Origin of the sequence: Morganella psychrotolerans, assembly GCF_001676155.1 — a bacterium.
In the GTDB taxonomy this organism is placed as follows: domain Bacteria; phylum Pseudomonadota; class Gammaproteobacteria; order Enterobacterales; family Enterobacteriaceae; genus Morganella; species Morganella psychrotolerans.
The window spans coordinates 293,790-314,920 of record NZ_LZEW01000012.1; the positions used below are offsets into that span (position 1 = coordinate 293,790).

Annotated in this window: 26 protein-coding genes and 1 tRNA gene; 22 read left to right on the forward strand and 5 right to left on the reverse strand. The window is 46.8% G+C overall.

The annotated features are described in order from the left end of the window. Positions 1-37: 37 nt before the first annotated feature. Both AYY16_RS11700 and AYY16_RS11705 read left to right on the forward strand, forming a co-directional pair. Positions 38-526: a fimbrial protein gene (locus AYY16_RS11700; protein ID WP_067366533.1), complete on the forward strand. Its 489-nt coding sequence runs from the start codon at positions 38-40 to the stop codon at positions 524-526. A 108-nt stretch (positions 527-634) separates the two neighbouring features. Next, positions 635-919, forward strand: a complete 285-nt coding sequence (locus AYY16_RS11705) for a helix-turn-helix domain-containing protein (protein ID WP_067367274.1) — start codon at positions 635-637, stop codon at positions 917-919. Positions 920-1,131: 212 nt separating this feature from the next. Here the strand turns inward: AYY16_RS11705 and AYY16_RS11710 are convergent, their stop codons facing one another. After that, entirely contained in the window at positions 1,132-1,695 is a 564-nt protein-coding gene (locus AYY16_RS11710) for a tyrosine-type DNA invertase (RefSeq protein ID WP_067366536.1), read from the reverse strand. Between the two features lie 664 nt (positions 1,696-2,359). On the opposite strand from AYY16_RS11710, the gene AYY16_RS11715 reads away from it, so the two are divergent. From AYY16_RS11715 to AYY16_RS11805, 18 genes are all read left to right on the forward strand, one after another. Continuing rightward, on the forward strand, positions 2,360-2,887 hold the full coding sequence (locus AYY16_RS11715) for a fimbrial protein (protein ID WP_067366539.1): 528 nt from the start codon (positions 2,360-2,362) through the stop codon (positions 2,885-2,887). Positions 2,888-2,955: 68 nt separating this feature from the next. After that, positions 2,956-3,513 carry a fimbrial protein gene (locus AYY16_RS11720; protein ID WP_067367277.1) on the forward strand — a complete coding sequence of 186 codons (558 nt, stop codon included), beginning with the start codon at positions 2,956-2,958 and terminating at the stop codon, positions 3,511-3,513. Between the two features lie 21 nt (positions 3,514-3,534). Further along, positions 3,535-6,186 carry an outer membrane usher protein gene (locus tag AYY16_RS11725; protein ID WP_067366541.1) on the forward strand — a complete coding sequence of 884 codons (2,652 nt, stop codon included), beginning with the start codon at positions 3,535-3,537 and terminating at the stop codon, positions 6,184-6,186. Beyond that, complete coding sequence (locus AYY16_RS11730) at positions 6,183-6,938, forward strand: fimbria/pilus periplasmic chaperone (protein WP_067366544.1); 756 nt, start codon at positions 6,183-6,185, stop codon at positions 6,936-6,938. Before AYY16_RS11725 ends, AYY16_RS11730 begins: the two co-directional genes overlap by 4 nt. A gap of 17 nt (positions 6,939-6,955) precedes the next feature. Next, entirely contained in the window at positions 6,956-7,495 is a 540-nt protein-coding gene (locus tag AYY16_RS11735; protein WP_067366547.1) for a fimbrial protein, read from the forward strand. A gap of 8 nt (positions 7,496-7,503) precedes the next feature. Then, complete coding sequence (locus AYY16_RS11740; protein WP_223861219.1) at positions 7,504-8,010, forward strand: fimbrial protein; 507 nt, start codon at positions 7,504-7,506, stop codon at positions 8,008-8,010. Positions 8,011-8,020: 10 nt separating this feature from the next. Beyond that, a complete protein-coding gene (locus AYY16_RS11745; RefSeq protein WP_067366550.1) occupies positions 8,021-8,566 on the forward strand; it encodes a fimbrial protein in 546 nt (181 codons plus the stop codon). 18 nt (positions 8,567-8,584) lie between these two features. Continuing rightward, on the forward strand, positions 8,585-9,400 hold the full coding sequence (locus AYY16_RS11750; protein WP_067366553.1) for an MrpH family fimbial adhesin: 816 nt from the start codon (positions 8,585-8,587) through the stop codon (positions 9,398-9,400). 140 nt (positions 9,401-9,540) lie between these two features. Beyond that, the gene (locus AYY16_RS11755; protein ID WP_067366556.1) at positions 9,541-9,900 is read left to right on the forward strand and encodes a helix-turn-helix domain-containing protein; all 360 of its coding nucleotides are present in this window, start codon (positions 9,541-9,543) and stop codon (positions 9,898-9,900) included. Continuing rightward, positions 9,881-10,441 (forward strand): tyrosine-type DNA invertase, encoded by a 561-nt coding sequence (locus AYY16_RS11760; protein WP_067366559.1) that lies wholly within the window; start codon positions 9,881-9,883, stop codon positions 10,439-10,441. Before AYY16_RS11755 ends, AYY16_RS11760 begins: the two co-directional genes overlap by 20 nt. A gap of 614 nt (positions 10,442-11,055) precedes the next feature. After that, positions 11,056-11,547 carry a fimbrial protein gene (locus AYY16_RS11770; RefSeq protein WP_156665006.1) on the forward strand — a complete coding sequence of 164 codons (492 nt, stop codon included), beginning with the start codon at positions 11,056-11,058 and terminating at the stop codon, positions 11,545-11,547. Between the two features lie 111 nt (positions 11,548-11,658). Then, the gene (locus tag AYY16_RS11775) at positions 11,659-14,289 is read left to right on the forward strand and encodes an outer membrane usher protein (RefSeq protein WP_067367282.1); all 2,631 of its coding nucleotides are present in this window, start codon (positions 11,659-11,661) and stop codon (positions 14,287-14,289) included. Beyond that, positions 14,279-15,037 (forward strand): fimbria/pilus periplasmic chaperone, encoded by a 759-nt coding sequence (locus AYY16_RS11780; protein WP_067366565.1) that lies wholly within the window; start codon positions 14,279-14,281, stop codon positions 15,035-15,037. The genes AYY16_RS11775 and AYY16_RS11780 overlap by 11 nt, the downstream gene beginning before the upstream one ends. Before the next feature lie 29 nt (positions 15,038-15,066). Further along, positions 15,067-15,591: a fimbrial protein gene (locus tag AYY16_RS11785; RefSeq protein ID WP_067366568.1), complete on the forward strand. Its 525-nt coding sequence runs from the start codon at positions 15,067-15,069 to the stop codon at positions 15,589-15,591. 33 nt (positions 15,592-15,624) lie between these two features. Next, complete coding sequence (locus AYY16_RS11790; RefSeq protein WP_067366571.1) at positions 15,625-16,215, forward strand: hypothetical protein; 591 nt, start codon at positions 15,625-15,627, stop codon at positions 16,213-16,215. Positions 16,216-16,226: 11 nt separating this feature from the next. Further along, positions 16,227-16,742, forward strand: coding sequence for a fimbrial protein (locus AYY16_RS11795; RefSeq protein ID WP_150384919.1), 516 nt, complete (start codon positions 16,227-16,229; stop codon positions 16,740-16,742). Between the two features lie 9 nt (positions 16,743-16,751). Beyond that, positions 16,752-17,702 (forward strand): fimbrial protein, encoded by a 951-nt coding sequence (locus AYY16_RS11800; RefSeq protein ID WP_067366574.1) that lies wholly within the window; start codon positions 16,752-16,754, stop codon positions 17,700-17,702. A 3-nt stretch (positions 17,703-17,705) separates the two neighbouring features. Beyond that, complete coding sequence (locus AYY16_RS11805; protein WP_067366577.1) at positions 17,706-18,122, forward strand: hypothetical protein; 417 nt, start codon at positions 17,706-17,708, stop codon at positions 18,120-18,122. 7 nt (positions 18,123-18,129) lie between these two features. Here AYY16_RS11805 and AYY16_RS11810 read toward each other — a convergent pair whose 3' ends face one another. After that, a complete protein-coding gene (locus tag AYY16_RS11810; protein ID WP_067366580.1) occupies positions 18,130-18,681 on the reverse strand; it encodes a tyrosine-type recombinase/integrase in 552 nt (183 codons plus the stop codon). 367 nt (positions 18,682-19,048) lie between these two features. On the opposite strand from AYY16_RS11810, the gene AYY16_RS11815 reads away from it, so the two are divergent. Further along, the gene (locus tag AYY16_RS11815) at positions 19,049-19,378 is read left to right on the forward strand and encodes a helix-turn-helix domain-containing protein (RefSeq protein WP_067366583.1); all 330 of its coding nucleotides are present in this window, start codon (positions 19,049-19,051) and stop codon (positions 19,376-19,378) included. A gap of 77 nt (positions 19,379-19,455) precedes the next feature. Here the strand turns inward: AYY16_RS11815 and AYY16_RS11820 are convergent, their stop codons facing one another. Beyond that, positions 19,456-19,791 carry a zinc ribbon domain-containing protein YjdM gene (locus tag AYY16_RS11820; RefSeq protein WP_067366586.1) on the reverse strand — a complete coding sequence of 112 codons (336 nt, stop codon included), beginning with the start codon at positions 19,789-19,791 and terminating at the stop codon, positions 19,456-19,458. 23 nt (positions 19,792-19,814) lie between these two features. Between AYY16_RS11820 and AYY16_RS11825 the strand changes: the two genes are divergently transcribed. Then, entirely contained in the window at positions 19,815-20,009 is a 195-nt protein-coding gene (locus AYY16_RS11825; RefSeq protein ID WP_067366589.1) for a hypothetical protein, read from the forward strand. Here the strand turns inward: AYY16_RS11825 and AYY16_RS11830 are convergent. Continuing rightward, positions 19,987-20,232, reverse strand: a complete 246-nt coding sequence (locus tag AYY16_RS11830; RefSeq protein WP_067366592.1) for a DUF2543 family protein — start codon at positions 20,230-20,232, stop codon at positions 19,987-19,989. The genes AYY16_RS11825 and AYY16_RS11830 overlap by 23 nt on opposite strands. 709 nt (positions 20,233-20,941) lie before the next feature. After that, positions 20,942-21,017 (reverse strand) — tRNA-Phe (locus tag AYY16_RS11840). Positions 21,018-21,131 lie beyond the last annotated feature (114 nt).

Genomic DNA, 21,131 nt, shown 5'->3' on the forward strand with positions numbered 1-21,131 from the left:
TATTTCATTTATCTTATTTGTGACGGCAGTATGCAATATGACCATCAGTTTTGCTGAAACAGTTGAAGTCCGGATCAACGGTCGGATCACCAGCAATACCTGTGAGCTGAAAACACCGGATACTCATGTTCAGTTGGGACATTGGTTTACCCACAGTCAGAGCGGGATTGGCAGTGGTGTTAATTCAGTTTCACCGGCAGTACCTTTTGCGCTGGAATTCAGCTGTCCGTCCGGTGCCGGCGTTAAAGCAAAACTGGACGGAAACCGCTATTCCCCTGATAGTCAGTATTACATCGGATTAGATAAAGGTGAAAACTCAGCAAGAGGGGTGGTTATTGAAGTTCATCACGAGAAATCATCAGGAAGCTGGCAGTCAGTTCGTTATGATTCGGCGATATCCCTGATAAGTAAAAGTTCTTCAGGAACAAATAAAGCTGAAATGAAGGCATTTTATCGCCAGGTTGATCCTCAGATTACCGGCGGTAGTGGCAACTCCTCAGTCACGATGACACTGGAATACCAGTAAAATACTATACCCTTATTCATTCAGGTTGCAGGTTCGTTGGCCGCACTCAGCCTGCCTGCATCCCGAATGACGTTGGGTATATATTAAATAATAACATTGGCTAATATTATGATGAATAACGCAACACAAAATGAACTCTATACAAATATACTGGCAGGGGAACTGCTCAGACAGCACCGCCGGACTGCGGGTTTAACCGGTTGTGAACTGGCTGCCCGTTGTGGTATCAGTCAGCAGCAGGTTTCCCGTTATGAGCGTGGTATTACTCAAATTACGGTCGATACTTTTCTGATGTTTTGTGCAGCACTGAAAATTGAACCGGGTTTATTTTTTCAGACATTACAGCAGCTCAGTGCGGCAGATAAGCAACTGGTCAGATATATGAAGAAATAAAAGGTTGTTTAATGAACAGTTGTGAATAATATTGATCGACTGTGAAACGACAACCAATCAATATTAATCATCACTCAAAATTATGCTATAAACAAAGGTATATAAAAAAGAGATAAGTGAATAAATAACCGGATAGCTATTCTGTGCTTATTTATGAATAAGTCATCTTGATTAGTACTGAAAATAATAAATTTGTTTATTTTATCGGCAGATTATCCACGGAGAGGATCCCAGATTTGCTGAAACCGTTTTGAGTTGCTTGCGGTATAAATAACCGTGTGTGAAATATTACGATGTCCTAAATAATCCTGTATTAACCTGGTATCCCGTCCTAAATCCGCCAGTGAATATCCGCAGGCGTGACGTAGCATATGTGGATGAGGTTCGACAGATATACGCGCATCTTTTCCGTATTTCTTTAACAGAGTATGCACCTGCTGCCGGGAAATAGCCCCGGTTTTCTGCGATAAAAATACCCATTCCAATTCCTGATTACGCCAGGTTTCTCTTTTAGCCAGCCAGGCTGTCAGCGCATCATATTCAATATCGATAAGTGGTTGCGTGGTAGATAATCCTCCTTTCAGACGCCGGACATAAATAAGGCGGCTCTCTAAATCAATATCAGAAAGAGAAAGATTACATAATTCGCTGACGCGGAAGCCATGCAGGTAACACATTAAAATCATACAGTAATTTCGTTCGGCGTAACGGCTTTTTTTTGCCTGTTCCAGGATGGCATTAACTTCAGAACGGGTGAGAAACTTACGTTTATTCATGATCATTCCTGTTTATTGTCCGATAAAATTATAAAAACCAGAGCTATCACTATAGCAAGTAATAAATATGAATAAAGACAATGGACAGGATGATAATGGCTACATGATGTTTACATATTGACAATATATTCATAAAGATTAGCAGGGGATTTGTCTTTTCAGCCTGATAAATTGATTTTTTCAGGTAATAAATCAGACGTTAATACCACCTATTTATAAAAAGACAAAATACATCAAACTGTTTGTAATTATTACTAAAGGCTTCCCCTTAGTCAAATATTGATGCTTTTACCTGATCGCTAGTCCATAAGTCATTAATTTTTAAAAGAATGATATTTTATTCTGCGCGCTGGTAGCGTCAGGTTCAGAGGACGATAATTATTTTGACATCATTCAAGAACCCAGATAAGTAAAAATACGTTATTAGCCTGTTTATTTACTCAAAAAAGGTTTATTAGCCAATATTTTCATCATTTATAGCTGTTAACTCCTAACGGAACAATTTGATGTATTTTGTTCCGTTTTTTTATTCATTTCATAACGGCACAAATATATTCATCAAATAACAATAATGCGGCTGTGAGTTCTCTGTTGGCTCATCTATATGGCGTACTGCCGCATTATTTTTAACATCAAAAAATAAATTGTAATTATAGGAAATAACATGACTTTTAATAAATTGGCATTAATTCTGGGCTTTGGTTTATCTGTGGTTGCCGGTTCTGCATCAGCAGCTGATCAGGGACACGGGACTGTCAAATTTACCGGCTCAATTATTGATGCACCTTGTTCAATTACGCCTGATACAGAAAATCAGACCGTTCCGTTAGGTCAGATTTCTACTGCGGCATTAAAAGATGGCGGCCGCAGTAATTCCCGTGACTTTAAAATCGGATTAGAAAATTGCACAACTGAAACCTATAAAACGGTACAAACCACATTTACCGGTTCCGAAGCTGCGGATATTTTAGCCGGTTCTCTGGGCATTGAAGGGATTGCAAAAAATGCAGCGGTTGTTATTACCGATGCGGGCGGCAAACAAATCAAATTAGGTACAGCAAGTGCTGCACAGGCACTGCGTGATGGTAACAACGACCTGAATTTTGCAGCTTATCTGCTGGGTTCTACCGCTGAAGCGGCAGTTCCGGGTGATTTCTCTGCTATCGCTACTTTCGCTCTGACTTACCAGTAATCAATTCCGGCGCAGGTCACGGAAGACCTGTGCCGGTTTTTAATTGTGCGCGTTTAGCGGAGACGGAAATGGGTAGCAACGTAATGACCCGGTGGCTGCTGATAATTGTTGTGTGTTTTTCTGCTCAGGTACCGGCGGGTGAAACCAAACAAGATGCAAAAACCAGCCTGCGGTTCGGTGCGGTTCAGATGCAGGGCTCAATTCTGGAGCCGGTTTGTACTATCTCAACAGCCAGCCGTGAACAAGTGGTGATGTTATCTGATGTCTCTGTGCCAATGCTGCGTGATGAGGGACAAGGGCCTGCGGATCATTTCTGGATCAGGCTGGCGGAATGCACAGTCCTGCCGGTGAAAGGACAGAATATTGAACGTTCCCGGTTTCTGGTGACCTTTGAGGGCGCGGAACAGGATGGTCATTTTCAGCTGACAGGTTCTGGCAAAGGGGCGTCTTTATCTGTTTCTGATCTTAACGGACATGAAGTTGTTCCGGGTCAACCCTTACCACCCGCAGATATTGATCCCGATAATATGGCGCTGCGCTATCAGGCGCGTCTGGTCAAAAACAGTGATGAACTTCAGTCCGGTTATTTCCGGGCAATATTGGGTTTCAAGCTGGAATATTATTAAACCGAGCTGATTGGATCCACTATGGTAATTCCGCTGAGTACCGGCCCGCGCCGGAGACTGACAGTTTTAATCTCATTTATTCTGGCCGGATTTATGCCGGCGGCTTATCCGGATAATCAGGATATCGACTTTAATACTGATATTCTGGATGTAAATGATAAACAGAATATCGATCTTTCTGATTTTTCCCGGGCGGGTTATATCATGCCGGGGACGTATGATTTTTTTATCAGGGTAAATAACAGTGAATTACCGGATATTTATCCGGTGCCTTATATCGTTCCGCCGGACGACCCTAAAGGGAGCGTTGCCTGCCTTTCACCTGCGCTGGTTGCTCAAACCGGACTGAAACCGGCATGGACAGAGCGTTTGCGCTGGTGGAATAACGGTCAGTGTCTGGATACCGCATCACTGCCCGGCATGTCTTTATCACCGAAACTGAGTGACAGTGTTCTGATTCTGACAGTACCGCAGGCCTATCTCGAATATACGGCGGCAAACTGGGATCCGCCATCCCGCTGGGATGAAGGTATTTCCGGTGTGATGTTTGATTACAATCTTAATGCCGGCGTGAATGACCCGGCACAAGGTAAGCAAACTCAGCAAGTTACCGGCAACGGGACACTTGGTGTGAATTTAGGTGTCTGGCGCGCCCGTGCCGACTGGCAGGGAAATTTCCGCCACAGCACCGGAACCGGTGAGCGCTCTGAGCGCAACTGGACATGGAGCCAGACCTATATTTATCGTGCTATTGCGCCATTACAGGCGAAACTGACGATGGGAGAGACATTCTCCCGCTCAGATATTTTTGATAATTTCCGCTACATCGGTATCAACCTGATGACCGATGACAATATGCTGCCGCCGAATCTGCGTGGCTATGCGCCGGAAGTCACCGGTGTGGCAAAAACAAACGCCAAAATTACTGTCAGCCAGCAGGGACGGGTTATCTATGAAACCCAGGTCGCCCCGGGACCGTTTCGTATTCAGGATATCAATGATGCGGTCAGCGGTAAGCTGGATGTCAGAGTCGAAGAACAGGACGGTTCCGTTCAGTCATTTCAGATGGATACGGCAAATATTCCGTATCTGACACGTCCGGGTCGCGTGCAATATAAATTGTCTGCCGGGCAGCCTTCAGAGATCGGACGTCATGCAAAAGGGCCGGTCTTCGGGATGGGCGAATTTTCACTCGGGGTCAGTAACGGCTGGTCCATATACGGTGGTTCGTTGGTCGCCGGTGATTACAATGCGGCTTCTCTTGGTGTGGGTCGTGATTTGATGGCCTTCGGGGCCATCTCTTTTGATGCAACACAGTCATTTGCACGTCTTCCCCGTGAAGACAAACAGTATCGCGGTGGTTCATACCGTCTGAGCTATTCCAAACGCTTTGAAGAGCTGGACAGCCAGGTCACGTTTGCCGGTTATCGTTTTTCCGAACGCGATTTTATGAGTATGAATCAGTTCCTGGACAGGCGTTACCACGACAATAGTGCGGATAATAATAAAGAGCTTTATACCATCATGCTCAGTAAGCAGTTCCCTGATATCGGGCTGAGTACCTATCTGAATTACAGCCACCAGACTTACTGGAATCGTCCGGATAATGACAACTATAACCTGTCATTGGCTAAATATATGGATATCGGCAGCTACAAAAATATCAATATCAGTCTGTCTGCGTACCGTAATAAATTTCAGAGCAAAAATGATGACGGTATGTACCTCAATATCAGTATGCCGTGGGGCGATCGCGCCACTGTCAGTTACAACAGTGTTATTAACCGTGGCGGAAATTCCCATAACGTCAGTTATTTCGACCGTCCGGATGATAACAATAGTTACCGTCTCGGCGCGGGGCTGAGCAGCAACGGCAAAGCATCCGCAGACGGATATTACATGCGGTATGCCGACAGCGCACTGGTGACTGCCAGCGCAAGTCATATCGACGGGGAATATACCTCAGCCTCTGTTTCTCTTCAGGGCGGGGTAACCATGACACCTCAGGGCGGCGCACTCCACCGGATCAACATGCCGGGCAGCGCACGGCTGCTGGTGGATACATCAGGCGTTGCCGGTGTTCCGGTAAGAAGTACCGGCGCACTCAGTTACACCAACCGCTTCGGTAAAGCGGTACTTCCGGATATGAATAATTACTTCCGGAACAGTGCCGGGATCGACATCAATAAATTACCTGAAAATGCAGAAGCACGCCGCTCGGTTCAGCAGGTGACCCTGACTGAAGGCGCAATCGGCTACCGTCAGTTTGATGTGTTATCCGGGCAGAAAGCGATGGCGACCGTTCGTTTGTCTGACGGCAGCACACCGCCGTTTGGTGCGGTAATTATGTCAGAAGATAAGCGCGAACTGGGAATTGTTAATGATGGCGGACAGGTCTATCTCAGCGGTATTAACAGCGCAGATGTACTGACGCTGCGCCGTGGCAGTGAGCCTGCATGCCGGATAACCATTCCTGAACTTCAGCCCGGACAATCACTGTCCACACTTTTACTGACCTGCAATATACAACCTGCCGCAGTGACTGAGAAAGTTGAACAACCGTCGCAACCTGTATCGCCTGTATTCCCTGTATCCGGCGGGAAATGGCTGAATACTGCGGTAAGCCCTGTTTTATCACCACCCACACGTAACGAAATGAGTGATTCACTATGATGTCAGTTAAACAAATCAGTATTACTGTGCTTGCCGCCGCCATGTTGACGACAACGATACAGGCACAGGCTGCGATTGCCCTGGATCGCACCCGTATCATTTTTAACGGCGCGGAAAAATCCGTCAGTCTGAATGTCAGTAATCTGAATAAAGAACTGCCGTATCTGGCACAGGGCTGGATTGAGGATCAGAGCGGTCAGAAAGTCTCAGCGCCGCTGGTGGTCTTACCGCCGGTGCAGCGTATTGAGCCGGGTGATAAAAGCCAGGTGAAAATTCAGGCGATACCGGACATAGCCGCACTACCACAGGACAGAGAAAGCGTTTTCTATTTTAATCTGCGGGAAATTCCCCCGCGCAGCAACCGGCAGAATGTCCTGCAAATCGCACTGCAAACCCGCATCAAGTTGTTCTACCGCCCGGAGGCGATTTACGCCACACAAACGGATCTGACCAATCCGTGGCAGGAAAAAATCACACTGACCCGCCGGGGAAATAATTATGAAGTCAATAATCCCACTGCGTATTACGTGACCATCGTCGATGCGCTGACCGGGTTACAGGGCAAAAGTCTGGATGGATTTACGCCCCTGATGGTTGCACCAAAAAGTCAGGGAACGCTCAGTCTCAGTGCTGCGGCGCTCGGAAATGCACCGGTTCTGACATACATCAATGATTACGGCGGTCGCCCGCAGTTGCAGTTCAGCTGTCAGGGAACACAGTGCAGTGTGGCAAAAACAGCAGCCGGTAACTGAGCCGACAGGAGATAACCATGGATGAGCGGATAAAAATAGAGCGGGTACGGTGGTTTCTCTGTTCCGTATTCTGTGTCTTTCCGCTGATAGCGTCAGCGGGAGCCTTACCACAGGCAGCAGCCGGTTTGCGGGGTGTTCCGGGGATAACCTATATCACCATCCGCGGCAATGTTATTGCGCCACCGCCCTGTGTCATTAACGGCGGCAATACAATTTTAGTGGATTTCGGTGAGGTGATGAGTACGCGCATTGACGGTGTGCGTTACCGGCAGCCGGTTAATTACAGCGCGGAATGTACAAAGATGCCGACGAATGCCATGACGCTGGCGATAACAGGGAATGCCGCCGGGTTTGATTCGGACGCACTGCGCACTGAAATCAGCGGATTAGGTGTGCGCCTTCTGTATCAGGGGCGTCAGCTTGGTCTGGGGGAAAAAGTGACCTTCACCTATCCCGCTTTCCCGGTACTGGAAGCCGTTCCTGTCCGCGACATCAGCGCGGTGCTTACCGGTGGTGATTTTGCGGCGACGGCCACGTTAGAGCTGGACTATCAGTAAGGAGCCTGATGATGACAACAACGAATAACAGGCGATTTGTGCATTACCTGCTGAGCGGATTGCTTTGTATTGCGGCAGGCAATGTCAGCGCGGATACCCCGAATATGAAACTGTTCGGCACGTTGCTGGTTCCGCCACCCTGCACCATCAGTGATAACGGCATGATCGATATCTACTTCGGGGACAATGTCGGGATCCACAAAGTGGACGGCATCAATTACAGCCGCCCGGTCAACTATACCCTGGTGTGTGAGGACAATATCAAAGGCTGGGATCTGGGGTTATCAGTCATTGGACCGGTAAGTGCCTTTGATGATGCGGCATTGCAGACCAACATCACCGATTTGGCTATCCGCCTGACACAGAACGGGCAACCTTTCACGCTGAACAAGCGCATTGCGGTTTCGCCGGATAATCCGCCGGTTATTCAGGCGGTGCCGGTAAAGCGGCCGGGCAGTACATTGCCGGAAGGCGTGTTTGATGTAACTGCCACATTACTGGCGGAATATCAGTAGGAGTGAATAAATGAAAACTGACAATCGGTGGCGGTGGCTTATCAGCGCGTGTTGCCTGTTGCTGTCGCTGACAGGTACGAAAGGGTTGGCGGCAGGCGATAACCTCCATTTTCACGGCATATTAGTGGATGAACCCTGCACCATACATCCGGGTGATGAAACGGTGGAGCTGCCGTTCGGCAATATTCCGGACAAAAACCTGTATGCGTATCAGCGCACGCCGTCAAAGGCATTCCGGATACGGCTGTCAGAGTGCGATACCTCTATCGGAAAGCGGGTCACTGTACTGTTTGCCGGTGATGAAAATCCGTTTATCAGCGGTGCGCTGGCAATCAGTCCCGGCAGTCAGGCAGCAGGTATTGCGGTCGGGCTGGAAAATGCAGACGGCAGCCCGCTGGCGGTGAATCAGGAATCACCTCAGATAGCGCTGAATGACGGGCTGACCTTGCTGAATTTTCAGGCATTTGTTCAGGGAGAGCCTGACGCGCTGGCGAATAAAACTATTAAACGCGGGCCGTTCAGCGCCATTGCGACATTTCATCTTAATTATGACTGACAGGTCACCGGGGTCGTTATGAATCTGTTTTTGAAAGCATTGGCGGCGGGTACGCTGCTCTGGTCGGCATCATCGGGTGCATCCATTTTTTCTTATATTACAGCGTCTTCAGGAAGCCCGACTAATGCTGTTTATACCTACGTTATTGAGCGCTGGGATCCGGAAGACAGTTCAGCCCCGAATCCCTGCTACGGATGGTCAACCTGTTGGATCAATATCAACCATAAACATGATGTTGATGGTTCGCCCGGTTCATCCGCAAAATCGATTGTTCGTGTCGAAAAATTCAGAACGTTAGCGGAGGTGCGTGAAGCTGTTTTACAGAATATCTCTCTGCCGTATCAGGGTACGGCAAAGCATGTCGGTCCGGCACTGAATTCTAATCAGGAATGTGTGGGATTGTTCTATGAATCGAAGAGTGACGGCTGGTCGAACGGTCGTCTGCTGCCGGGATCTCTGTGCGGAATAGCCCCGCCGCCGGTTGGCGCCTGTGAAGTGAACAGTGGTTCTGTCATCCTGGATTACGGGGATATAGATGAAGTCAGTCTGCCGGGGGCTGCCCGCAATCAGAGCATCACCGTGACCTGCAATCTGGATATGAACATCCTGGTGATTGCATCCGGTGCAGACAGCGGTCGCGTTCCGTTACGGGCGGATAACAGCCTGTATGCGGATCTCTTCCTTAATAACAATCCGGGTGAAAAAGGTGCGCCGATTTATGTTCCTGCCGGGGGGGAAACCCGGGTTGATGTGAAATCAGTCTTACAGACAAGAGGGCGGGTTGCTGCCGGGGCATTTGAAGGCTCAGGCTCAATAATCCTGGTTATGCCATAGTGCGTCTTTTTATAGTATGTCTCTGCCGGAACAGGCAGAGTCATACTCCCTTATTCATTCAGACCGCAGGTTCGTTGGCTGCGGGAAGCCAGTCTGCATCCTGAATGACGTTGGGTATAATCATATTAAGGTATAAAAATATGACTACAGAATATACAGAATCTTCCGTTAATGAATTTATCGGATACCGGATTTTTCGCAAACGCAAAGAACAAGGCTGGTCCGGTGAACGGCTGGCACGTCGTCTGGGAATTAGTCAGCAGCAGTTCTCGCGCTATGAGCGGGGACGCAGTCAGATTAATGTCAGTTTGCTGGTCAAAGCTGCTGAAATATTACAAACGCCGGTCAGCTGGTTTCTGGCTGATTGCTCAGGCCGACTCTCATACCGGGAGGAGATCAGGGTAAAGGCGGACATATATGCCGCAGAATCACTGCCGGAGTACGGGATATCAGCCCCGTCCCGGTATAACAGGAGAACTCATGAAGGAAAACAAACGTAAACACCTGATGCAGTCAGAGGTGGAAAGAATGATGACTGCTGCAGAAAATGGCCCGGACCCGGAACGTAACAGTTGTTTGCTGTGGATGTGTTTTGTCCACGGGTTCCGGGTCAGTGAATTGTGTCAGCTGAGTTTGTCTGACATGGATAGCGCGTCTGATAATCTCTATATCAGGCGGCTTAAAAACGGATTGTCCACAACACATCCCCTGAGCGGTACTGAAAAAAAACTGCTTACCCGCTGGCTGAATTGCCGTACACGCTATCCTTCCTCAGCTGAATATCACTGGCTGTTTTTATCCCACAAAGGCGGGCGGTTGTCCCGTTCACGTATTTACCGGATCTTCAAAATTCTGGGTGAGCAGGCGCAGCTATCTGTCGCTGTACATCCGCATATGCTGCGGCATGCCTGTGGTTATGCTCTGGCAGATAAAGGGGCGGATACAAGGCTGATTCAGGATTATCTGGGACACCGCAATATTCAGCATACTGTGTTGTACACCGCAGCAAATTCGGGGCGCTTTCGTGGGTTATGGGATTAGGATAATGTAACATAATAAACCAAAGTGTAGCTATATTATTCTGAGGTAATTTGTTTATCAATATTTAAATCTGTTAAATGTCAAAATAAGCTCAAAGAATCAACCAATTCTCACGATGATCGTTTTTTTATACATGATGTGTGTGATTTTCATCCCTTTATTACGCGCCTTTTGTTCTTTACGGATATTTCTTAACGAATCATGCTGATGCTTTTTTGTTAAACACACCTGACCTATACCTCTTTTATGCAAAATATTTCCCCTTAATTCGGTCCCCACCTTACTAAATCAGTTTTTCCTGTTTAATAATTCATTAAATTTCAGTGTGATACGAAAGATGCAACATTTTGGTTTATTTGGTTGCGTCTTGTGTATGAAAAATACACCGGCAGGATAGCCCTGAGCACTGAATCAACCGGATAGCAGGATGATTAATTTGTCTGCTGATGATTCAGGAATACAGACCATTGTGAATTTGTATCCGGAACATAAAAAGCTAAATATAGCTTATATATTAAATACGTAAGTATTTTTATCTGAAAAGTAAATCAGGAATGTTGATATGAGTATGAAAAAAAATTCTTCTCGCACTGGCGGTTTCTTCTGTTGTGGCAATGACAGCACAGGCGGATAACCAGGGTAGTGGCAAAGTTAATTTTAAGGGTGAAATTATTGATGCGGCATGTTCTATCGATGCGAACAGCCTGAAGCAGACTGTAGAGCTGGGTAGTGTGGCAAAAGTCGCGTTGTACAAAGGCGGCAAATCAACGCCGGTTGATTTCGCTATTCAGTTACGCAACTGTGATATCACAAGCAGTTCTACTACCACAGTGACTTTCAAGGGGATCGCCGGGGATTCAGCTGAAGGGCTGGATAACGCCTTTGCCGTGAGTGGTCCTGCTACCGGTGCACTGGGTGTTGTGGTAACGGATGCGGGCGGTAAGGTTATCGCACCGGGTTTAACATCATCAGCATTTACGTTGAATAACGGTGATAACGAACTGAATTTCAAAGCCTATATGCAGGGCGCGACAACTGCATCTTCTGTTGGTGTTGTTCCGGGTGCATTCACAGCAACAGCTGATTTCGTGATGGCGTATCAGTAATAACGAAATAGTGCTTACCCCGTACCGGTGTTCTGGTACGGGGTTCCGGTACGGAGAGCCGAAGTGAATATGACATTTGATGGTCCTGTGGATAACAACGGATTATCTGTGATGAAAGCCGATGCAAATTTTTTGCATGGCGGGGCAATTCGCCCGGTTATGCGGTTAAAACCTCTGACAGTCATTATTTTGGTTTCACTGTTATCTGCCGGTATTGCACGGGCAGAAGATGTCACCGAATTCAATACGGAAGTATTGGAGCTTAATGAACGCGGGCAAATAGACTTGTCACAATTTTCTCAGGCCGGTTATGTGATGCCCGGTGTGTATACATTAGGTCTGAAGGTGAATAACAGTACATTGGCGGAGCGGAGAATCCGCTTTTTGGCGCCGGATAATGACCCGCAAGGCAGTATGGCCTGTATCTCTCCGGACATGAGCGAAGAGCTGGGATTGATATCATCAGCCAAAAAACAACTGACCTGGTGGCATAACGGGGAGTGTGTTGATCCCGCATCACTGCCGGGTATGACACTGCGCGGTGACTTCGGGAAAGGTGCGCTGCGCGTCAATTTACCCCAGGCGTACCTTGAATACACCGCAGATAACTGGGATCCACCGTCCCGCTGGGATGAAGGGATCGCCGGGTTTATCCTGGATTACAACCTGAATACACAACTGACAAAACAGCGCGAAGCGGGAAAAAGTAACAGGCAGGATCTCAGCGGAAACGGGACTGTGGGTCTGAACGCCGGTGCCTGGCGCCTGAGAGCGGACTGGCAGGGGCGTTATGCGCGCACCAATAATGAAACTAATCAAAAGTGGGACTGGAACCGCTTCTATGCCTACCGCGCAATACCGTCATTACAGGCAAAACTGTCACTGGGGGAAAATTATCTGACCTCCGGCATGTTTGACAGTTTCCGGTATACCGGTCTGTCTCTGGATACGGACGATATGATGCTGCCGCCGAATTTACGTGGCTATGCACCGGAAGTGTCCGGGGTGGCGAAAACCAATGCCCGGGTCACTGTAAAGCAGCAGGGTCGGGTAATTTATGAAACAACGGTTGCGGCAGGCCCGTTTCAGATCCGTGATTTAAGTAATGCATTGTCCGGGAAACTGGATGTTGAAGTGACGGAGCAGGATGGCTCAGTACAGACTTTTCAGGTGGATGCAGCGAGTGTGCCTTATCTAACCCGTCCGGGTCTGGTGCGTTACAAAGTAGCACTGGGAAAACCCTCTGAATACGACCACCGGGTTAAAGGTCCTGAGTTTGTCAGCAGTGAATTTTCATGGGGTATCAGTAATGGCTGGTCACTCTATGGCGGCGGATTATTTGCCGGGAAATACACCGCTATTTCAGCGGGTATCGGGCGGGATTTGCTGATGCTGGGCGCATTATCTGCAGATATTACCCAATCACGGGCCAGTTTGCCGCAAGGCGAAACTAAAAAAGGGGGGTCATACCGGCTGAGCTATTCCAAGCGGTTTGATGCAACCAACAGCCAGGTGACATTTGCGGGATACCGTTTCTCAGAGCACGATTTTATGACCATGTCGCAATACCTGAGTTCCCGTCATCACAACACAGCCGCGACCGGTAACGGCAAAGAGATGTACACCATGACATTCAGTCAGGCGCTTAGCTCACTGAATACTAATGTATATCTGAATTTTAACCATCAGACCTATTGGGATCGCCCGGCAAGTGATAACTGGAACATTTCCACGTCTCACTATTTTGATATCGGGCAGGTAAAAAATATCAGCCTGAATTTGTCGGCTTACCGTAACAACCATGAGAATGGTCATGATGACGGAATGTATGTCGGGTTATCGCTGCCGTGGGGTGAAAGTGGCTCTGCCGGCTACAGCGGACAGTTCAGCAAAGGACAAAACAGTCAGTCCGCTGATTACAGCGATCAGATTAATGACCGGAGTAATTACCGCGTTACCGCCGGGCTCAGCAGTGATCACCGGACTATCGGAAACGGTTATCTCAATTACCGGGGCGATAAAGCAGAACTGACCGCAACAGCCGGTTTTGAAGGTGATCGCTACAGTTCGGCGGGTTTCACTGTGCGTGGTGGTTTTACGGCTACACCGGAAGGTGCGGCACTGCACCGCAGCGGTGTGATGGGAGGAACCCGCATGCTGGTGGATGCCGGTGGTGTGGCAGAGGTCCCGGTCAGAGGCGGGGGCGCAGAAACGACCACAAACTACTTCGGTAAAGCAGTTGTCAGCGATGTCAGCAACTATTACCGCAGCAGTGTCAATGTGGATCTGAATAAGCTGGGTGAAAATGCGGAAGCCACCCGTTCAGTGGTGCAGGGCACGCTGACTGAAGGCGCGATAGGTTTCCGCCGGTTCGGTATTGTGTCCGGGCATAAAGCGATGGCGGTACTCAGTCTGACTGAGGGAGATGTTCCGCCGTTTGGTGCGGTGGTGCAGAACAAGGATCACGTTCAGACAGGGATGGTCAGTGAAGACGGAATGGTCTGGCTATCCGGTATTAATCCGGGTGAAACAATGCAGGTGCTGTGGAGTGGGGAAACACAATGTGAAATTCGTTTTCCGCAAGAGATACCAGCCGGAAATCTGCTGTTACCTTGCTGGCCAGTTGCTGCACCGGCAGAGAAAATACCGGCCAATTTATCACCTGAAAAAACAGAAAAAACACTGCGCTGGCTGACAACCTCTGACGCGGAGAATACAAGAGAGAGTAAAAATGAAGAATAAATCAGGTAATTTTATATCACGCTATCTTCCGGCACTGATGCTGACAGGTGTATTAGCGGCACCAACGGGATACGCAGCGATAGCACTGGACAGAACCCGCATTATTTTAAACGGTGGTGAACGTGCTGAAAGTGTTGAAATATCTAACCAAAACAAAGAGTTTCCATATCTTGCGCAGGCATGGATTGAAGATGCTCAGGGCAATAAAATCAAAGATCCGCTTCTGGCGTTACCACCGATTCAGCGGGTGGAAGCCGGTGAAAAAAGTCAGGTTAAAATTCAGCCGATGACAGCGATGAACCTGCTGGCACAGGACAGAGAGAGTTTGTACTACTTCAATTTACGGGAAATCCCACCGAAAACGGATAAACCAAATACCCTGCAAATTGCATTACAGACCCGAATCAAACTGTTCTATCGTCCGGTTGCCTTAGCCGTTGAGCAGAATGCTAAACCGTGGCAGGAGAGCATCACACTGACGCGTCAGAATGATAAATACACCGTGAATAATCCCACTCCTTACTATGTCACGATTTCATCGGCATCAGCGGTATTTAAAGGGAAAGATGTCAGCGGGTTCAGTGCTGTCATGATCGCACCGAAAAGCAGTGAAACACTTGGTGGCAGTGCATCAGCGCTGGGAAGTTCCCCGGTACTGGGTTACATCAATGACTACGGTGGTCGTCCTAAATTAGTTTTTGCCTGTCAGGCCAATAGCTGCCTGGTAAAAGATGTTAAACCGGGCTGATGTGAAATCGCAGATCAGGAGCAAAAAAAATGAAAATATTCATTAAACATGTGGCTGTGTTGTGTTCCGGTCTGCTGATGTATTCGGCGGCACACAGTACGGATGTTGAAATCAAAGGCCGCCTGGTGTTTGAGCCGTGCACGCTGTCTGCGAAGAGTGAAAACATTTCTCTGTCGTTTGGCACAATAGTCAGAAATTATTTTTATACAGCGGACAAAACACCGTCGGAGCCGTTCACTATTGAGCTGGAAAATTGTGATACCGGCATCGGTAACGGAGCCTTTGTTACTTTTCGCGGTACAGAAAGCTCCGCGCTGCCGGGATTATTAGTGCCGGATAACGGCTCGTTACCGGGGCTTGCTATTGGTATTGAAACACCGGAAGGAAAACCGTTGCCGCTGAATAAAACCAGCCCGGCGTATGCACTGAGTGATGGCACGACCACACTGAATTTTCAGGGATATGTACAGGCAGAGCCGGATGCAATTAAGGATAAAACATTGGTAACAGGTGATTTGTCGGCGACTGCCACATTTGAAATCACTTATCCGTAGCCCGTTTTAGCGGATAACTGACAGGATACTGTAATGAATTTAGCGTGTGTATTTAACCGGCAGAATCTGTATACCCTGCTGCTTACCGGGGTGTTAACCGGCGCAGTCATTCCGGATGCATTTTCCGTTCCGCGTAAAGCTGGTGATGAAAATCGATTGAAAATTAATATTTCCGGCACAGTGGTTGCCACAGGGAGATGTGTATTCAGAAATCATGGTTCACCGGATATTGATTTCGGGGATATTCGGTTTTCCTCTGCATCCGGCGTGAATAATATTTCCGGCAGTTATGTAAGACCCCTTGATACTGATATGACGTGCACCGGTGATACAGCCGGAACGACATATTTCAGGCTGGACACCATAAATAACGGACCTATCGGTGATAACGGTCGTAAGTCATTACCGGTCAAGGTCGGCGGAATTATGGCAACAGATCCGAATTTGGCTATCCGTTTGTTAGTTAATGGTAAACAGCAGGATATAAATACAAATTTTACTATAGATACTCTGAATTTACCCAAGCTGGAAGTGGAATTAGTCCAGATCCATCCTGACGATATCAGTTGGGTAAACGGACAAAAAATTTCATCTGAAGCGATATTAACAATGAGTTTTGATTAGCAGGAGGAACTGTGAATAAGGAAAATATAATACGGTCTGTATTACCTGCATTTATTTTACTGACAGCATTGTCATCACAGGCAGGAGAAGGCCAGCTCGGGTCTGATAAAACATTTAGCTTCACCGGCACTCTGAGAGCTATGACCATTTGCACTATAAATAATAATCAGACAATTACCGCAGACTTTAAAAATGTCGGTATTAATAAGCTGGAGACAGACATTTACAGCCTGCCGCTCAATTACACATTGGATTGTCCGGAAATAAATTCTGCCAGTACTTTGCGGATGATATTTATGACATCCAGGCCAGTTCCATCTGATACATCGGCTATAGAAAGCGATGTCAGCGGCTTGCTGGTACGAATACTTAAAGACGGACAGCCGCTTGAGTTAAATAAGTTTTTTAAAATTGATAATGCCGCACAACCACCAAAACTGGAAGCCCGACTGGTTAAAGTGCCGGGAACGGATTTAACTCAGTCCCCGTTCCGGGCAACCGGGACACTGGTGGCGGAATATCTGTAGGAGTATGGAATGAAATTTATAATTATGCGTGGTTTGGCGCTGTTTTTTCTGATGATAATATCCCATGGTGCTTATGCTATTGGCTGGGTGGGTGCCAGCGGTACCTGTACTTCGGGGGGCAAAAATATTGTTGATATGGGACGCTATTGTGAGTGGCATCCGGGCACCGGAGCACATTATGGAAAAGGTCAGACAATTGGCTTTTTAATGTCTATGAATGGAAATGCCGGAGACCGGAATGCTTTTGTTCCCTACTCCGGAAACTTTCAATTAAAGCTCTATTGGTGCAGTCTTCCGGCGAATATGGATACCTGCAGTAAAGCAGAAGGAACGGTATTAATGACCGGAGATCGTATCTGGTTGGATTCATTACATTCGCTTAATGAGCAAAAAATATTTAATAATGATCAGACAAGAACAGCACCTTCCGCAGGCGGCTATTGTTTCACGATATCAGACCCGGATACCGGCTACGAATACCGTGGCAATATGGGCTATGGCCCTGACGGGCGGGGTAAATTTTGTGGGGATGCCTACAAACTCCCCGTTGAACCCCCGAAATGTACCTTTAATAGTGGTACTGATCCGGATATTCAATTAGGGCAGATGGAACGCAGTGATATCGCCGTCAAAGCGGGTACATCAACCCCGGTGACTAAAGATATTACCGTAAATTGCAGCGGTAATATTGAATATCACGCTAATATGAAACTGGAATACACCCCGATTTCTGTCAGTGGTACGCAGATAGTCAGTACCTCGACTAAAGGGTTGGGTGTGGCGGTTCTGTATAAAGGTAAAGCTATTCAGCAGGGGGATTCATTCCCGCTGAGTTATCAGCCCGGTATCAGTACCCTGACACTTGGTTTTGAAGCAGTACGCGATCCTGCTATGGCATTGGGCGATCTGAAAACCGGTGATTTTACGGCGAATGCTATTTTGGTATTCACGGAACAGTAACGGATGACTTTTATCCAAAATCCAGTCGGGTATGGTCTGAATCTATCTATGTCTTATCACGCTACCATTGTTATTACATACGCAGACAGAGTACCCGTTTGGTCTTTCCGGCCGGGTCTTGCTCTTACGGATATTCAAGCGCTGGCATCCGTACCTGAAATAGCGCTGATAACACAATATGAACGGGTTGAATTCGACCTGAACCTGAACAGATTAATGCGTTATAACCAGACACGTGATCCGAAGCTGTTAGAGTATTATCGTCTATGGGCTGAAGAATACCTTGATAAGCATACAGATCAAAATGTTTATTTTTCGCTGGTTATGATTTTACATCACCAGGGAAATATTATAGATGAACAAAAGTATTTATCACGAGCCAGAGAATTATTTCCGCAGGAAAATAAATTCGTCAGATGAATATAAATTATAATTTTATGCTGCGAAAACGGGCAACATTACTGGCGGTATAAATAACAGTATGCTGAATATTGCGGTGCCCCAGGTAATCCTGAATTAAGCGGGTATCCGTTCCCCGGTCTGCGAGTGCATATCCGCAGGCATGACGCAGCATGTGAGGGTGCGCGGCAATATTAAGGTGCGCGGATAATCCGCTGTCCCTGATAATACGGAATATCTGCTGACGTGATAACCGTCCGCCTTTACGGGAGAGAAATACCCATGGTTCAGTATGGTTGCATAATGATTTCCGTTGTTCCAGCCATTGTGCCAGTAAATCATATTCAACATCCTGTAATGGCTGGTTAGTACTTAATCCATTCTTCAGGCGTTTTATATGAATTGTTTTTTCATCCATATTAATGTCACTGAGAACTAAGCTGGTCAATTCGCTGGCACGTAATCCATGGCAGAAACAAACTGATATCAGGCATTGGTTACGGAGATGATTAATTGAGTCAGGTAATGATAATATAATGGAATGAACTTCCTGTTCACTCAGGTGTTTTCTTTCTTGCATAAGTAATCCTGGGGTTGACTGTTATTTAGGCGTAATAAATATCTTATTTTTAATTTATCATAAAAAATAAACTTACGCATTATCGTTGTAATGTTAGTCTGTGTTATTGTTTTTATATGTTGTTATTATTAGTCTGTGTTTCTACGTTGTTTATATATTTATGTTATTTTATTTGGTTTTTACTGTTTGTTTTTTGGTTCCTGTTCTTTATTTATTTTGTTTTTTTTGTATTTATATTTTCGATGTGTTTTTTTTGTGCATTATATTTATTGATATTTTTTAAACTACCTATTTTCTCCGTGAATAATTAACGGTTATTTATATTAATGAAATTTCATTTAACTACGTATTTTAAATGGTGAGGAAAATGACAGATGTAATCGAAAACCCGGATATCATTTCTATTAATGAATCTGTAGGATACCGGGTCTTCCGGAAACGAAAAGAACAGGGGTATTCCGGTCAGCAGGTGGCAGATCGTCTGGGGATCAGCCAGCAACAATTATCCCGTTACGAGCGGGGACGCAGTCAGATTAATGTTGGTTTACTGGTCAGGATCGCTGAAGTATTGCAAACACCGGTAGGTTGGTTTTTTGCAGATTACTCAGGTGTATTTACATATCGGGACGGCATCAGCATGAAGTCAGATATACTCACTGCGGAGTGTATGACTGATGGCAGAAAATATAAATTCTGAGCGGAGCCTCAGATTGTTGGCAACATCCCTGAAAAAACAGGCGGGGATGTTGTCAGCAATCTTTTCAGGAAAGAGAATCAGCTCTTTTTCACAAACTCAGATTTCAGTTTCATCTGACCAAAGCCATCGATTTTACAATCGATATTATGGTCGCCTTCGACTAAACGAATGCTTTTGACTTTTGTGCCGATTTTCAGCATGGAAGAACTGCCTTTGACTTTCAGATCTTTAATCACTGTCACGCTGTCGCCGTCTGCCAGTAAATTACCGTTGGCATCTTTGACAATAAGCTCGTCGCTGTCTGCTGCCGGTTCAGCATCATTCCACTCGTGGGCGCATTCAGGGCATACATACATTGCACCATCTTCATAAGTGTATTCAGAATTACATTTCGGGCATGAAGGTAATGACATAATGAGACTCTCAGATTTTTACAATGGGGAGCAGCAAACTGTCACGTCATGGCGTGATATTTGCCTGTGATTATCCGCACGGTCTTCAGTACGGTCGCCAGTATAGCGGGATCGGTACTGTTTTTCAGCTTTTACCGGATAAAGGGTGTGGTTATCAGGTTTTATCTGAACATCTGCATCCGGCGGCAGGAGGGGTTAATCATTACCCCAGCGGTTAAGAAATTCAGCAATATCATCAATTCGCTGTTTATTGATACCCGTCTCAGCCGCCATCTTTTTCTGTGTTTCCTCACTGATTTCTTCATTGTTCATCAGGCAGGTTATCAGCAACTGAAAATAGTGTGCCAGTGCATCGTACTCCTGTTCTTCCACCGGTACTTCCGATTCCAGTGCGTATTCATCTGCCATGTCATAATATTTATCAGCGACTATATTTTCCATAAATCCCTCCCGGGGTTAACGCTGCGGTCAGCAGCTGTTTGCATTGCCCGGCCCGGATAGCGCCGTACCGGCAGGAAACTGCCCGGATATCAGGGCGTGTATTACGCTATTGTATCTGATCCCGCCGCTTTTTCGCACCTTACTCCCGGTGTCGGCGTTAAATAAAGTGCAGTGGCCAAAAAATTCCGGACAGTACGTTAAGCCGGTTGCCTGGGTGAGGTCCTGATAGTAGCTGTGTGGCCTGCGCTGGCTGCAATATTCCATCAGATAACTGCTGATGTCTTTTGTTGCTTCACTCAGTGAACCGTATCCGTTTTCAGGTACCCACTTTAATTTCAGGCTGCAGAAAACGCGTTTCATCGGCGCACTTGCCGCCAGTTGTGTCTCCGGACTGAAGAACATAGCCCAACCAATATGGATATCGGGAAAGTACATGGTTGTTGTGTGTTGTATAACGGGCGCAGTGCGTGGTTCTGGGGAACAGAGCTGATGTAGCGCTTAGAGGAGGAATGAACAGACTAAGTTTGACTTTGACGGAGAAGATCTGTAAAACTCGCACGCATAAAAAAACAGACTTGCGCTAACAAGTCTGTTTTCTTGAGAGCTTTTTCAAACACGAGTAACAATGCTACGTTATGTTTTACCTTGCTCTTTTTCGCACCTGTCAGGATAACATCATGTTTAGCTGACAAGCCGGTTCTGAATTAATTGGTGCCCGGACGCGGAATCGAACCACGGACACGGGGATTTTCAATCCCCTGCTCTACCGACTGAGCTATCCGGGCAACGGGGCGCATTAAACCGTATTCCGTGGTTTGCGTCAATGCCTTTTTACCAAAAAAACATAAAAAAAAGTGCGTGTGTTCTCTTTTTATGCAAAAGGTGCGCAGATATTATCC

Excerpts from the sequence above, each read along its gene's own strand:
- AYY16_RS11700 (WP_067366533.1), top strand. The coding sequence starts at position 38 with ATGACCATCAGTTTTGCTGAAACAGTTGAAGTCCGGATCAACGGTCGG.
- AYY16_RS11760 (WP_067366559.1), top strand. The coding sequence starts at position 9,881 with ATGAAGGAAAACAAACGTAAACACCTGATGCAGTCAGAGGTGGAAAGA.
- AYY16_RS11775 (WP_067367282.1), top strand. The coding sequence starts at position 11,659 with ATGAAAGCCGATGCAAATTTTTTGCATGGCGGGGCAATTCGCCCGGTT.
- AYY16_RS11770 (WP_156665006.1), top strand. The coding sequence starts at position 11,056 with ATGACAGCACAGGCGGATAACCAGGGTAGTGGCAAAGTTAATTTTAAG.
- AYY16_RS11755 (WP_067366556.1), top strand. The coding sequence starts at position 9,541 with ATGACTACAGAATATACAGAATCTTCCGTTAATGAATTTATCGGATAC.
- AYY16_RS11825 (WP_067366589.1), top strand. The coding sequence starts at position 19,815 with ATGGGGAGCAGCAAACTGTCACGTCATGGCGTGATATTTGCCTGTGAT.
- AYY16_RS11790 (WP_067366571.1), top strand. The coding sequence starts at position 15,625 with ATGAATTTAGCGTGTGTATTTAACCGGCAGAATCTGTATACCCTGCTG.
- AYY16_RS11820 (WP_067366586.1), bottom strand. The coding sequence starts at position 19,791 with ATGTCATTACCTTCATGCCCGAAATGTAATTCTGAATACACTTATGAA.
- AYY16_RS11745 (WP_067366550.1), top strand. The coding sequence starts at position 8,021 with ATGAAAACTGACAATCGGTGGCGGTGGCTTATCAGCGCGTGTTGCCTG.
- AYY16_RS11830 (WP_067366592.1), bottom strand. The coding sequence starts at position 20,232 with ATGGAAAATATAGTCGCTGATAAATATTATGACATGGCAGATGAATAC.
- AYY16_RS11815 (WP_067366583.1), top strand. The coding sequence starts at position 19,049 with ATGACAGATGTAATCGAAAACCCGGATATCATTTCTATTAATGAATCT.
- AYY16_RS11730 (WP_067366544.1), top strand. The coding sequence starts at position 6,183 with ATGATGTCAGTTAAACAAATCAGTATTACTGTGCTTGCCGCCGCCATG.
- AYY16_RS11785 (WP_067366568.1), top strand. The coding sequence starts at position 15,067 with ATGAAAATATTCATTAAACATGTGGCTGTGTTGTGTTCCGGTCTGCTG.
- AYY16_RS11740 (WP_223861219.1), top strand. The coding sequence starts at position 7,504 with ATGATGACAACAACGAATAACAGGCGATTTGTGCATTACCTGCTGAGC.
- AYY16_RS11810 (WP_067366580.1), bottom strand. The coding sequence starts at position 18,681 with ATGCAAGAAAGAAAACACCTGAGTGAACAGGAAGTTCATTCCATTATA.
- AYY16_RS11805 (WP_067366577.1), top strand. The coding sequence starts at position 17,706 with ATGACTTTTATCCAAAATCCAGTCGGGTATGGTCTGAATCTATCTATG.
- AYY16_RS11800 (WP_067366574.1), top strand. The coding sequence starts at position 16,752 with ATGAAATTTATAATTATGCGTGGTTTGGCGCTGTTTTTTCTGATGATA.
- AYY16_RS11705 (WP_067367274.1), top strand. The coding sequence starts at position 635 with ATGATGAATAACGCAACACAAAATGAACTCTATACAAATATACTGGCA.
- AYY16_RS11780 (WP_067366565.1), top strand. The coding sequence starts at position 14,279 with ATGAAGAATAAATCAGGTAATTTTATATCACGCTATCTTCCGGCACTG.
- AYY16_RS11750 (WP_067366553.1), top strand. The coding sequence starts at position 8,585 with ATGAATCTGTTTTTGAAAGCATTGGCGGCGGGTACGCTGCTCTGGTCG.
- AYY16_RS11725 (WP_067366541.1), top strand. The coding sequence starts at position 3,535 with ATGGTAATTCCGCTGAGTACCGGCCCGCGCCGGAGACTGACAGTTTTA.
- AYY16_RS11710 (WP_067366536.1), bottom strand. The coding sequence starts at position 1,695 with ATGAATAAACGTAAGTTTCTCACCCGTTCTGAAGTTAATGCCATCCTG.
- AYY16_RS11735 (WP_067366547.1), top strand. The coding sequence starts at position 6,956 with ATGGATGAGCGGATAAAAATAGAGCGGGTACGGTGGTTTCTCTGTTCC.
- AYY16_RS11720 (WP_067367277.1), top strand. The coding sequence starts at position 2,956 with ATGGGTAGCAACGTAATGACCCGGTGGCTGCTGATAATTGTTGTGTGT.
- AYY16_RS11715 (WP_067366539.1), top strand. The coding sequence starts at position 2,360 with ATGACTTTTAATAAATTGGCATTAATTCTGGGCTTTGGTTTATCTGTG.